This window comes from Streptomyces sp. NPDC087845 (assembly GCF_044742755.1).
In the GTDB taxonomy this organism is placed as follows: domain Bacteria; phylum Actinomycetota; class Actinomycetes; order Streptomycetales; family Streptomycetaceae; genus Streptomyces.
In genome coordinates, this window is sequence record NZ_JBIUVC010000020.1 from 12834 (window position 1) to 25607 (window position 12774).

The 12774-nt window shown below is 68.7% G+C and carries 9 protein-coding genes, 2 pseudogenes and 1 CRISPR repeat array; all 11 genes and pseudogenes read left to right on the forward strand.

All coding sequences use genetic code 11. The features are described from left to right. Window positions 1-92 precede the first annotated feature (92 nt). The 11 genes and pseudogenes from casA to ACIOMQ_RS34840 all read left to right on the forward strand — a co-directional run bounded on the left by casA (window position 93) and on the right by ACIOMQ_RS34840 (window position 12552). A complete protein-coding gene (gene casA / locus ACIOMQ_RS34790) occupies window positions 93-1799 on the forward strand; it encodes a type I-E CRISPR-associated protein Cse1/CasA (protein ID WP_362207512.1) in 1707 nt (568 codons plus the stop codon). Between the two features lie 130 nt (window positions 1800-1929). Further along, window positions 1930-2535: a type I-E CRISPR-associated protein Cse2/CasB gene (gene casB / locus ACIOMQ_RS34795; RefSeq protein WP_362207515.1), complete on the forward strand. Its 606-nt coding sequence runs from the start codon at window positions 1930-1932 to the stop codon at window positions 2533-2535. Window positions 2536-2654: 119 nt separating this feature from the next. Then, window positions 2655-3809: a type I-E CRISPR-associated protein Cas7/Cse4/CasC gene (gene cas7e, locus ACIOMQ_RS34800; RefSeq protein ID WP_362207518.1), complete on the forward strand. Its 1155-nt coding sequence runs from the start codon at window positions 2655-2657 to the stop codon at window positions 3807-3809. Continuing rightward, on the forward strand, window positions 3806-4603 hold the full coding sequence (cas5e, locus tag ACIOMQ_RS34805; RefSeq protein WP_362207521.1) for a type I-E CRISPR-associated protein Cas5/CasD: 798 nt from the start codon (window positions 3806-3808) through the stop codon (window positions 4601-4603). Before cas7e ends, cas5e begins: the two co-directional genes overlap by 4 nt. Window positions 4604-4608: 5 nt before the next feature. Next, window positions 4609-5361, forward strand: coding sequence for a type I-E CRISPR-associated protein Cas6/Cse3/CasE (gene cas6e / locus ACIOMQ_RS34810; protein WP_362207549.1), 753 nt, complete (start codon window positions 4609-4611; stop codon window positions 5359-5361). Window positions 5362-5367: 6 nt separating this feature from the next. Then, a complete protein-coding gene (gene cas1e / locus ACIOMQ_RS34815) occupies window positions 5368-6375 on the forward strand; it encodes a type I-E CRISPR-associated endonuclease Cas1e (RefSeq protein ID WP_362207523.1) in 1008 nt (335 codons plus the stop codon). Continuing rightward, a complete protein-coding gene (cas2e, locus tag ACIOMQ_RS34820) occupies window positions 6372-6680 on the forward strand; it encodes a type I-E CRISPR-associated endoribonuclease Cas2e (RefSeq protein ID WP_362207526.1) in 309 nt (102 codons plus the stop codon). Before cas1e ends, cas2e begins: the two co-directional genes overlap by 4 nt. Before the next feature lie 18 nt (window positions 6681-6698). Beyond that, window positions 6699-7398: a CRISPR direct-repeat array (repeat unit 28 nt; unit sequence GTCGCCCCCGCGCCCGCGGGGATGCTCC). A 408-nt stretch (window positions 7399-7806) separates the two neighbouring features. Then, a complete protein-coding gene (locus tag ACIOMQ_RS34825) occupies window positions 7807-9018 on the forward strand; it encodes a site-specific integrase (RefSeq protein WP_362207528.1) in 1212 nt (403 codons plus the stop codon). A gap of 1235 nt (window positions 9019-10253) precedes the next feature. Continuing rightward, a pseudogene (locus ACIOMQ_RS34830) lies at window positions 10254-11036 on the forward strand (tyrosine-type recombinase/integrase); the annotation flags it as partial. Between the two features lie 469 nt (window positions 11037-11505). Continuing rightward, a pseudogene (locus ACIOMQ_RS34835) lies at window positions 11506-11571 on the forward strand (integrase); the annotation flags it as partial. Between the two features lie 165 nt (window positions 11572-11736). After that, window positions 11737-12552 carry a tyrosine-type recombinase/integrase gene (locus ACIOMQ_RS34840; RefSeq protein ID WP_402191860.1) on the forward strand — a complete coding sequence of 272 codons (816 nt, stop codon included), beginning with the start codon at window positions 11737-11739 and terminating at the stop codon, window positions 12550-12552. The last annotated feature ends 222 nt before the right edge of the window (window positions 12553-12774 follow it).

Here is a 12774-nt window from a genome sequence, read left to right on the forward strand (position 1 = left end):
CGGGATTGTTGCACCTGATTGTGGAGAAGGCATGCGTGTGCCTCAACGCCGCTGCTAGCGTTAAACATAGAAGCTTCCATTGAGGGGGACTGATGGCTCATGGCTTTTCCCTGAGGGACGATCCTTGGCTGCTCCTACCGCCGGCCGTGGGGGGGCCGGCACAGGAACGCTCGCTGTGTACTGCGTTGCTGGAGGCGCACGAGTTCGGCGACTTGGTGGTGGAGGCCCCCACCCAGAGGCCGGCCGTGTTCCGGCAAGTTCTGCTGCCCGTGGTCCTCGACGCCCTGGGCCGTCCGGCCGACGAGCGCGAGTGGATGAACTGGTTCTCCACGGGGCGGTGGTCGCAGGAGCAGCGTCTAAGGCTTGAGGCGTACCTGGACGCGCACCGCGGGCTGTTCGACCTTTTCGATCCGGCGCAGCCCTTCGGGCAGGTCGCCGGGCTGTGTACCGCGAAGGGTGAGACGAAGAATGCCGGGCTGATCGTTGCGACCGCCGCCACTGGCAATAACGTGCCGCTGTTCGCTTCGCGTACGGAGGGCGATGCCTTCTCGCTGACTCCGGCGCAGGCGGCGCACTGGCTGCTGCACACGCAGTGCTGGGACACCGCAGCGATCAAAACGGGTGCCGTGGGCGACCCGAAAGCGAAGGCGGGCAAGACCACCGGGAATCCGACCGGGCCGCTCGGGCAGATGGGCGTCACCCTGTTGGTCGGCACGACGTTGTTCGAGACACTGCTGCTGAACCTCCCGGTCGGGGCACCGCCGACGTCGACCGATCTGCCGCAGTGGAGGAGGCGCGAGCCCGCAGATCTGCGCTCGGCCGGTACTCCCCAGTGGCAGGAACGGGCACCCGAAGGGCTCTTGGACCTGTGGACCTGGCAGTCCCGCCGGATCCGGCTCTTCCCGGAAGCGACCGATGAAGGCCTGCGGGTGACGCGAGTACTGGTCGCTGCGGGGGACCGGATGCCTCACACACCCGAAACCGAGCCGCACGCCATGTGGCGTGTGGAGCCGACCGGCAGCCGGAGCGCGGGTAGAAGCAAAGGCGGCACCACGCCGCCGCGCCGTCCTCTGCGCCTCCAGCCCGGGAAGGCTGCGTGGCGCGGGCTCGATGCTCTCCTGGCACCCGAGCGGCAGTCCCGGGATGCCGGGGAGAAGACGAGCGGGTTCGCTACGAGCAAGCTCCTGGACCAGGCCGGCGCCCTGGCGCCCGACCTCGGCGAGGCCTATCCGCTGCGCGTGGAACTCTCCGGTGTTGCTTACGGCAATCAGTCGGCCGTCATCGACGACGTGATGTTCGACGCGTTGCCCCTCCCGCTGGCCGCGCTCGAAGCGGACAGCGACGTCCGCTCCGCGCTCCTCGAAGTAGCGGAACAGGCAGAGCAGTTGGCCACGGCCGTCAATCATCTGTCGGCTGATCTACGGCGTGCTCTCGGCACCGAACCGATCCCCTGGGACAAGGGACAGCGCCCCGGCGAGCTCGTCCTGCACGCCCTGGACCCTCTGGTGCGGCGGTTGTTGACCGGGACGAGGGGGGTGGAGGACCTGGAGCGGATCGAGGCGGGCCAGCTCGCCTGGGAGCAACTTGCCTGGCGCCGGAGCTGGGAGGTCGCTGACCGCCTCCTGCAGGCTGTGCCCGTCGGAGCATTCGTGGGGAGAAGTATCTCCCAGGGGGAGGGAAAGCCCGAGCGCACGCATCGCGTCTCGCTGGCCGAGGCCTCCTTCCTCAAGCGCCGTGCGGAGATCCTCCACCGGGCCGACGCCGTTCGGCGGAACTGCCGCAACCCTGACAGCCAGTAGGCGACGAGGCGCGTTGCGAGGCGCCCCGCATCCGCCATGCCCTGGCCGGGTGCCATCCGGCCATGCCCTCCGGGGCGTCCCACCACGCCTTTTTGCGACACAGCGTCCCTCATCACGTCTGGACACGGTCATGACCGAAGAAGACCTCGCGAAGCAGAGAATCTGGCACCGCTACATCGCCGCGGATGGCACCTGGCACCGTAAGAACGGCACTGCGGCGGAGAAACGCCCGCCCGGGCAGGACCTCGCGGTTCTGCGCCGAGGGCTGGGCCGCCCCGCCGGAACCGTGCTGGAGATGTTTCCGTTCTACACCTGCCCGGTCGACGACTTCGCCGCCCGCCGCGGGGAGGTCTCGGCCGAGCAGGAAGCCGAGCACATTGCGCTCGCTCTCTACGGGCTGCACCAGCAGAGCCAGGACCGGCCGATGCACTGCGAGGGAGTCGGCCTCGGCAGGTCCATGCTCGAACTCCGACGCCACGACCGCACCAGTGACGAGGCAGTCGACTCCCGCTTCCAGCAGGCGTTCTCCGCAACCTCGACGGCAGCGCTCCAGCTGCGGCTGCGAGGCCTGGTCACTCAGCTCAAGGACATCAAGCAGCCCCTCGACTACAACCGGCTGGTCTCCGACATCCACGACTGGAACCGGCCCGAGTCACGTTCCCGCGTGCGCCGTCGTTGGGGCCTGGACTACTACGGCTGGACCCAGAGGGCAACGGCTCCGCGATCCGGCCGTTGACTCTTACCACACCTGGCGTCCGCCCTGCCGCAGATGTTCTTCTCCCGCTTGCGCGCCCGCACGCGTGCCGACCACAGACCGACCGACTACCGCTCACTCACACGACCTGGAGCAACCCGATGACCCAGCGCCTCTACATCGACGTGCACGTCGTGCAGACCGTCCCGCCCGCCAACCTCAACCGGGACGACCAGGGAAACCCCAAGGAAGCCATCTACGGTGGAGTCCGCCGCTCCCGCGTCTCCTCCCAGGCATGGAAGCGGGCGTCCCGCCAGCACTTCGACGCCCAGGCTCCTGAGCCCGACCGCGCCACCCGCACCAAGCGCATCACCAATGAACTCATCACCCGGATCTCGCGCAACACCAGCCTGGACCGCGCCGACGCCGACCGGATCGCCGCCGCCGTGCTCGCCCAGCTCGGCCTGAGCCAGGGCAAGAAGGCCGGCGACACCGCCTACCTCCTCTTTTACGGCAACGCCCAGCTCGACGCCGTGGCCGCCCTCGTGACGGACCGCGCCGCCGACCTCGCAGCGTTGGACGAGAAGGCCCTGACCGAAGCAGTCAAGGAACTGCCCGTCGCAGAGAACTTCAAGACCGGACACCCCGTGGGCGTTGCCCTGTTCGGCCGCATGGTCGCTGACATCCCTAAGCTCAATGTCGACGCCGCCGTACAGGTGGCCCACGCGATCTCCACCCACGAAACTCAGCTCGAGTTCGACTACTTCACTGCCGTCGACGACCAGAACGAACAGGACGAGACCGGCGCCGGGATGATCGGCACCATCGGCTTCAACTCCGCCACCCTCTACCGCTACGCCACCGTCGGGTTCGCCCAGCTCACCGACAACCTCGGTGGTGACACCGAAGCCGCCCTCGACGCCCTCGACCGGTTCGTCGACAGCTTCGCCCTGTCCGTCCCCACCGGCTACCAGAACTCCTTCGCCCACCGAACCCGGCCCAGCCTCGTCGCGGTTGTCGTGCGCACCGACCAGCCCGTCAACCTGGTCTCCGCCTTCGAAGAGCCCGTCGCGGCGGAAGCCGGCATCCAGGCGAACTCCGTCCGCCGCCTCGCCGAGGAGCACATCACCGCCACAAAGGTATGGGGCGACACCCCCCTCTACGGAGCGGCCAGCCACACCTTCACCAACCGCGAACCGCGCACCAAGGACACCGCTGAAACCCTCACCCAGGCCTTCGGTGAACCCGTCACCTTCGCCGACCTGCGCACCACCCTGCGCGCCCGCATCACGACCGCCCCGGGGGAACAGGCGTGACACCCCCCGACCACACCTCCGTCCTCCTGCTGCGGCTCGCCGCCCCGCTCCAGTCATGGGGCGACCGCAGCACCGTCAACCGCCGTGAAACCCGGCCTGAACCCACAAAATCCGGAGTCGCGGGACTCCTCGCCGCCGCCGCTGGCCGCTCCCGTTATGCCGCCCTGGACGACCTCGCCGGGCTCGGACTCGGCATCCGCATCGACCAGCCCGGCAGCATCCTGCGCGACTACCACACTGTCAGCGACTACCGAGGCCAGCCGCTCCTCTCCGCCGCCGTGACCGCCAAGGGCCTGCAGAAACCCACCTCACCCGCCAAACACACACACATCACCCAGCGCTTCTACCTCCAGGACGCCGTCTTCCTCGCAGCCGTACAAGGTCCCCAAGAGCTCATCACTACCCTCGAACACGCCGTACGCCACCCCGCCTTCCCCCTCGCCCTCGGCCGCCGATCCTGTGTACCCGCACAGCCCTTGGCCCTGGGACAGCGCACCGGCTCGCTCGAGGACGTGCTGCGTGCGGAGCCCTGGCAGGCCGCCCCCGCGGTACGCAAGCGGTGGGGGCGCGAGAACGGCGACGCCGCGCACATCAACCTTCCCGCCACCCTCGACGACCCGGCAGGAGACGAAGTCCGTGACGACGTCCCCCTGTCCTTCGCTCCCACGAGCCGGACTTTTACCACCCGCCGTACCCGGCATACCTACCTTGAAGCCCCCACCGGCCTCACACCCGACCCCGCACGGCCCCGGACCACCGGCGGCCACGACCCCTTCGCCCTCCTGGGCTGGTGACCGACATGCCCTATCTCTCCCGCATCCGCATCAACCCCCTGCGCGCCGAAAGCCGCAAACTCCTTGCCAGCCCGCGCGCCATGCACGCAGCGGTCCAAGGAGGCCTCCCCGGCCTGCCCGAACAGGAACGCACCCTGTGGCGGCTCGACCCGGACAACCCCCACCGCCCCCAGCTGTTCGTACTCACCACTGACAAACCGGACTGGACTCACCTGGTCGAACAGGCAGGGTGGCCCGGCGCCGACGGCGAGCACTATGCCGTACGCGACTACGCCCCACTTCTACAGCAACTGGCACCGGGCCGCAGCTTCGCCTTCCGCCTCACCGCCAACCCCGTCCAGAACACCAACCGGCCCGACAAACCCACCACCCGTCAACAGGAACGCATCGAAGCCGGCGACAGGCGCAGCTTCCGCATCGGCCACCGCACCGCCGCAGCCCAGCTCAGCTGGTTCCTCACCCGCACCGCACGCTGGGGATTCGACATCCCCACCGCCCCCCACCTGGACGGAACCCACGACACGGACGACGAACCACCCCGCGACATTCGCATCACGACCCGCCAACACCGCTCCTTCAGCAAAGGATCCGTCACCGCGAAGGAGGCCCACGTGGTGATGAACGCAGTGACTTTCGAAGGACGCCTGCGCATCACCGACCCCGCCCTCCTCACCGAACGCCTCCTGGCCGGCATCGGCCCCTCCAAGGCATACGGCTGCGGACTGCTCACCCTCGCCCCGCTCCCCGAAAGGGCATGAACACCCGTGCCCGATATCTGGTGGAAGGCAGACCCTCAGGACCTGCACCGCCTCGTCGACCGCGTCTCCAGCGTCTACGTCGAGCGAAGCCACCTGGACCGCGACGAGAACGCCGTCGTCATCATCAACAAGCAGCAAACCGTCCGGGTCCCCGCAGCCATGGTGGCCGTCATGCTCCTCGGCCCCGGCACACGCGTCACCCACGGCGCCATCCGCCTGCTCGCCGACTCCGGCACCACCGTGTGCTGGGTCGGCGAACAAGGCGTCCGCATGTACGCAGCCGGCCTCGGCCCCAGTCGGGGCGCCGGCCTCCTCCACCGCCAAGCCTGGCTCGTCACCCGCCCCAAGGAACGCCTCGCCGTCGCCCGCGCCATGTACAGCATGCGCTTCCCCGGCGAGGACGTCTCCACCCTCACCATGCAGCAACTTCGCGGCCGCGAAGGCACACGCATCCGCAAGTACTACCACGCCCAAGCGGACCGCACCGGAGTCCCCTGGAATGGCCGCGTCTACAAAGCCGGCGACGCCTTCGCAGCAGGCGACGACCTCAACCGCCTTTTGTCCGCTGCCAACGCAGCCCTCTACGGCATCTGCCACGCCGTCATCATCGGACTCGGCGCCAGCCCAGGACTCGGCTTCGTCCACACGGGCAAAGCCACATCCTTCGTCATGGACATCGCCGACCTCTACAAGGCCGAATACACGATCCCACTCGCCTTCGACCTCGCCGCACAAGGCCTGACAGAAGAACGCGACGCACGACTCGGCCTCCGCGACCTCATCGCCCGCGACAAACTCCTCAGCCGCATCGTCACCGACGTCAAGAACCTGCTCACCCCCGAAGGAACAGACTTCGACGACCCCGAAGCCAACCTCCTGTGGGACGAGCACCTCGGCACTGTCCCGGGCGGTACCGACTACGCCAGCCACGCAGACCTGTCGGCACACGGAATGACCGACAACCACATCGCGGTCATCGGACCCGAAATCAACGACACCGAACCCACACCATGACCGTCATCATCCTCATCGCCGCCCCAGAAGGCCTCCGCGGACACCTCACACGCTGGATGGTCGAGGCAAGCGCTGGCGTATTCGTCGGCAACCCCAGCCGTCGCATCCGCGATCGCCTCTGGGAACTCCTGGCCACTCGCATCGGCGACGGCCAGGCCGTTCTCATCGAACCCGCCGCCAACGAACAGGGTTGGGCCGTCCGCACCGCGGGCCGCGACCGCTGGCAACCCGTCGACTTCGACGGACTGATCCTCTCAGCCCGCCCCAAGAAGCAACTAAATGAAAACAGCTACCCCGCCCCGTAAAGCTCCAGCTCAGCAAGTGTCGCCCCCGCGCCCGCGGGGATGCTCCGCACATTGCGGCCGGGAGGCTTGCGCGGGTGTCGTCGCCCCCGCGCCCGCGGGGATGCTCCTTGCCGGGGAACTGACCCTCGCCGAGGTCGGAGGTCGCCCCCGCGCCCGCGGGGATGCTCCGGCCGGCGGCCAGCTCGAATCCGCGACCGAACGGTCGCCCCCGCGCCCGCGGGGATGCTCCGTACCGCGCGGAAGCCCGCCAGGCCGTCACCCAGTCGCCCCCGCGCCCGCGGGGATGCTCCGGTGCGGTAGACCTCGTCGGAGACGATCCGCAGGTCGCCCCCGCGCCCGCGGGGATGCTCCGGGGTGGCCGATGTACTCGACGGCGGCCGCGCTGCCGCCCCCGCGCCCGCGGGGATGCTCCGTACGAGACGGCCCGGAACTCGCGGGGTGAGCGGTCGCCCCCGCGCCCGCGGGGATGCTCCTTGCGTGTCGGTGGCCACTGCTGGGGCCAGGACGTCGCCCCCGCGCCCGCGGGGATGCTCCCAGGGATCCGCCGACACCCACCAGGGAGAGCAGGTCGCCCCCGCGCCCGCGGGGATGCTCCGAGCAGACCGGGCTCACCGCCACCTACGGACAAGTCGCCCCCGCGCCCGCGGGGATGCTCCGCAGCTGGAGGACGGCGGCCACCTCAAGAGCGAGTCGCCCCCGCGCCCGCGGGGATGCTCCGTCGCGGGATCTACTCAACGAGTACCTGGAAGGGTCGCCCCCGCGTGGCATCCGGTCCAGATGTTCCGGTTGCGCTGACACGAAGGCCAGGGCCGCGAGCAGCACGGAGTCGGTCCCCGTACGAGCATGACGAGAGCATTTCCGCCCCGATCCGTGATGGCCAGGGGCGGCGATCGTGACCGTCCCGGCATGTCGACCAGAGCCTTTTCCAGGGAGCTCCAACAACGGCCACAACTCCCCGTCGCGGACATGTAGTCTATGAGTCGTCGCAGTTCAGAGCCGGTTCACGAGCTCCTGCGGTCGGTAAAGTGGAGTACAAGCGCGGCACGGACGCCGACCTGTTGACTGAACTACTGGCGGAGCTTTCGCAGGTCAGTGACCTTGTGGAGAGGGCGTCGTTGAGTCGGCCATGGAGGCATCGAGAGACCTGGCCGCCCTTTCCGTCCCGCTGGTCGGGGAACTGGTGGCCATGGATGATTCGTGGGAGCCCTACCGGCTCATCGATCCGGCCGGAGAACCGGTTGAGGGGGCTCGCGCTTTCCTGCGAGATCTGCAGGGAGCCGGTCGTTCGGCAGCGACGGCCCGTTCCTACGGGATGGACATGCTGCGCTGGTTCCGCTTCCTCTGGGCTGTCGAGGTGCCGTGGGGCCGAGCGAGCCGGATCGAGGCAAGGGACTTCTCCCGCTGGCTTCAGGTTGCCGGGCAGCCGAGGCGTCCGCACTGGCGACGCCCGAGCAAGGCGGGCCGGTGGACAGCAGGAGGTAAGCCGTACGCGCCGTCGGTGCGAGCGCACAGCGAGACGGTGCTGCGGAATTTCTACGACTTCCACCGCGACATCGGCACCGGGCCGATCCTCAACCCGTTCCCGCTGGACCGATCACGTCGTGGCCGACGGGCTCATGCCCATCGCAACCCGATGGATCCGGCCCGGAACGAACGCGCCGGGCTCTACCGGCCGAGAGTGCCCGAGCGGGTGCCCCGCAGTGTCCCGGACGAGGAGTTCAACGAGATCTTCGCCCGGCTTCCTTCGCACCGGGACCGGGCCCTTGTCGCCTTCTACATCTCCACCGGTGCACGGGCCAGCGAACTGCTGAGCACGTGGCAGGCCGGCGTTGATCCGGGGCGCCAGCTGATCTCGGTGGTCCGCAAGGGCACCCGGGAAGTCCAGGAACTCCCCGCCTCGACGGATGCATTCGTCTGGCTGCGGCTCTACCAGCTGGAGATGGACGATGCGATCCCGCGCGGGCGACGTCTCCCGCTGTGGTGGACCCTGCGCTCACCGTCGAGGCCGTTGACCTACCACGCGGTTCACCGCATGTTCGAGCGGGCGAACACCAAGGCAGGAACTTCCGCGACCCTGCACGCCTTGCGGCACACCGCCGCCTACCGGATGGCCGAGGACCCCAGCCTCCCCCTCACTGATGTCCAATTCGTCCTCGGCCATGCCCAGCTGACCACGACACAGCTTTACCTCACGCCTCGCAAGGAAGTGGTGATCCGGCGCCTGCTGGCCCACCATGCCGCACAGACGCGGCAGGCAGCCGCCCGCGTCACCCCGCCTCCAGCCGCCGACTACCGGCCGGAAAGTCTCGATGTGCTGTTCGGAGCCGGTGCCCGGTGACCATCACCCTGTCGGCACGTGCCGACTCCCGCACACCGGCCGCTGGTATGGAGCCTCAACTCACCCGCTCCATGGCAGCCCAGCAGCGCTTCCCCGCCCGGACCGTTCCGGACATCTGGCCGGGCACCGAGCGCTCCCGAACAGAGGCGGCCCGGCTGCTGTCCCGTTCGCCCTTCACACTGGAGAATCCTGGCAGCGAACTGCACCACAAACATGGCATCGTCATGGTGCTGGACTGGTTGGAAGACCAGCCCGGGCAGACCTGGCAGGAACGGTGGCGGGCCAGCGGCATCGAGCAGACCGGCGCCGCCTGGAGGCCGGTGATCAAGCAGTGGCTGCACGAGCGCGGCCTGAAGGCAGCCTGGCGCATGCCGGTGGTGGGCCGGGCTCTGACGACAGTGATCAGTGCTGAGCTGCTGCGGCCGTCGGTGGACTGGCTGGCCGCTGGAGCCAGCCGCCAAGGAGTGCTGGTCCGCTCCATGGCACACAGCCGCGATCCACGCGGATTTAAGCGCCTGCGGGAACTGGGCACCCAAGCCCAGGGGGTGCGGCCAGGCGCCGTCAGCACGGCGCTTTGCCGCGGCGCCCTCATCCTCGCGGCGAAGGGCGGCACGCTGGCCGACATCACCGTCGGCGACGTCCTGGAACTCCTCGAGACCCAAGCCGCGGTGCTCAAGCGGACGATGTCGGGGACCGAGGTGTTCTACCGGCTGCTGCACCAACTCGGAGCCTTCGGAGAGGGCGCCCCGCAGAATCTACGCGAGGTCCGCAACCTGGGACAACGGACCCCGGAGGAGTTGATCGACCGCTACGGACTGCACTGCCGTCCCGTCCGTGACCTGCTGGTGGACTATCTCCGTGAACGACAGCCCGCGCTGGACTACAACAGTCTGAAGTCCCTCTCTTACCACCTCGGCAAACGCTTCTGGCAGGACATCGAGCACCACCATCCCGACGCCGTCAGTCTCCGCATTGCTCCGGACGTCATCGGACAGTGGAAGCAAAGGATTCGTACCAAGGACAAGACTGTCACCGGCCCCGATGGCAGGCGCACGAGCACGAAGGTCGAGCGGCTCAACCACCGGGACACGCTCACCCAGGTGCGGGCCTTCTACCTCGATATCGCCCAGTGGGCACTGGAAGATCCGGGCCGCTGGGGCCCATGGGTGGCACCGAGCCCGGTGAGAGCTGACGAGTTGGAGAACCGCAAAGTACAACGGCGGCGCAAGGCGAGGATGGACGCCCGCACCCGCGAGCGCCTGCCGGTCCTGCCCATCCTCGTCCGCACGGTCGACCAGCGCCGCAAGGACGCTGCCGGGGTACTGGAAGCCGCCCAGCATGCCGCCCCCGCCGAGGAGTTCACCGCTGCCGGTCAGCAACTCGTACGCGCCGTGGTTCCGCACGGAACGGCCGGCAGGATCTGGGCCGAGGACCCAGACACCGGAAAACGCCGTGATCTGGGACTCGAGGACGAGCGCGCCTTCTGGACCTGGGCCGTGGTCGAGGTCCTGCGGGCCACCGGTATCCGCATCGAAGAACTACTCGAACTCAGTCACCACAGTCTGGTCCAGTACCGGCTGCCCACCACCGGTGAACTCGTCCCCCTCCTTCAGATCGTCCCGTCCAAGACGGATACCGAGCGGCTGCTGCTGGTCAGCCCCGAACTCGCCGACGTCCTGAGCGCGATCATCTGCCGAGCCCGGGAAACCACCGGCGCCGTTCCCCTGGTCCGTTCCTACGACCGCCGCGAATGCACGTGGCAGGAGCCGGCCCCGCTGCTGTTCCAACGACGTATCTCCGGCGAGGACCGCGCGTTCACGGACGAGACTGTCCGCACGATGCTGGACCAGGCACTCATCGCCACGGGCCTGACCGACGCTACCGGCGACCCACTGCGCTACACACCGCACGACTTCCGCCGGCTGTTCATCACCGATGCCATCCTGAACGGGCTGCCGCCGCACATCGCCCAGGTGATCGCTGGCCACCAGGACATCAACGTGACTCTCGGTTACAAGGCCGTCTACCCCGAGGAGGCAATCCAGGCGCACATGGCCTTCCTCGCCCGCCGCAGGTCGCTCCGCCCGAGCGAGGAATACCGCGTCCCCACCGACGAGGAATGGCAGGAGTTCCTCGGCCACTTCGAGCGGCGCAAAGTCTCCATCGGAGCATGCGGCCGCGCGTTCGGCACCCCCTGCATCCACGAACACGCCCCGTTGACTGAACGAACCAGGTTGATTGTGCAGTTCAGGGCACAGGCGAGGTTGCGGCCCAGTACGGTCTGCGGTCGTGATGGACGATCGTGTGCCCGAGCGGGATCTGTCGAGGTTGGCCGTTCCTCGGTGGGGTCGGCTGATGGAGGCCGGCGACCGGTACGAGCCCTACCGGCTCGTCGACGCCAACGGCGCGGCCGTGGCGCCGGTCGCGGTGTTCTTCCAGGAACTGCTCGCTGCCGGGAAGGCGGCGGCGACCGTCCGCTCCTACGGGATGGACCTGCTGCGATGGTGGCGATTCCTGCACGCGGTCGAAGTGCCGTGGGATCGAGCGACGCGCGTGGACGCTCGGGATTTCAGCTGCTGGATCCAGCTGACGGTCAAGCCGCGAGCGACCGCGGGCAAGCGGCGGCCGGCCCGCACCGTCGGCGCCTCGAACCCGGTGACCGGGAAAACCACCCCGGGGCCCGGCTATGCCCCGTCGACCGTCGCCCACAGCGAAACGGTGCTGCGCAGGTTCTACGACCTGCACCGTGATGCCGGATCCGGACCGCTGCTCAACCCGTTCCCGCTCGACCTGGCGCGTCGCTCCGGCCGCGCGCACGCACACCACAACCCGATGGACGCCTGGGCGCCGGAGCGGACAGGCCGCTACCGACCCACGGTCCCGCGCCGGATTCCGCGCTCGATCCCCGACGAGTGGTTCAACACGCTGTTCGCGGCGCTGCCGTCGAACCGGGACCGGGCCCTGATCGCGTTCTGGATCTCCAGCGGAGTCCGGGCCTCGGAGCTGATCGGCGTTCGGCATTGCGACATCGACCCGGGACAGCAGCTGATCAACGTTGTGCGGAAGGGCTCCCGAGCACGGCAGCAGGTGCCGGCCTCGGCGGACGCGTTCGTATGGCTGCGGCTCTACCAGCAGGAGTTGCACGGGCTGGTGCCGCGGGGCCGGACGCAGCCAGTGTGGTGGACGCTGCGGCGTCCGTTTCAGCCGCTTACCTACCACGGCGCCCACCGCATGTTCGAGCGGGTAAACGCCACCTTCGGCGCGGACTGGACCCTTCACGACCTTCGTCACAGCGCCGCCGCCCGCATGGTGCGTGACTCAACGCTGACGCTGACCGACGTGCAGTGGGTCCTCGGGCACGCGCATCTGACCACGACCGAGATCTACCTCGCGCCGCGCCAGGACGAGGTCGTGGCCCAGGTGTTGGCTCACCACGCCCGGCGGGCAGACCGGCACGCCGAGCCGGTGCCGCCGCCTCCGGCACCCGGTTACGACCCGGAAGCCTTGGACGTGCTGTTCGGGCGGTCTTCATGACCATCACCACGAAGCACTCGACGCGCCGACAACTGCAGACCGCGAATGCAACAGTCGAACAGGCCAGGGCGCGGAACAACGTACTGCGGGAACGGTTCCCGCCCCGCTCTGCGGAGGCGTGGTGGCCGGCGACAGCACAGTCGGCGGATGAGGTGCTGCGTCGGCTGACGGCGCCACCGTTCTTGCCAGCGGTCAACGCCACCCGGGCCGGGCGACGGCGCG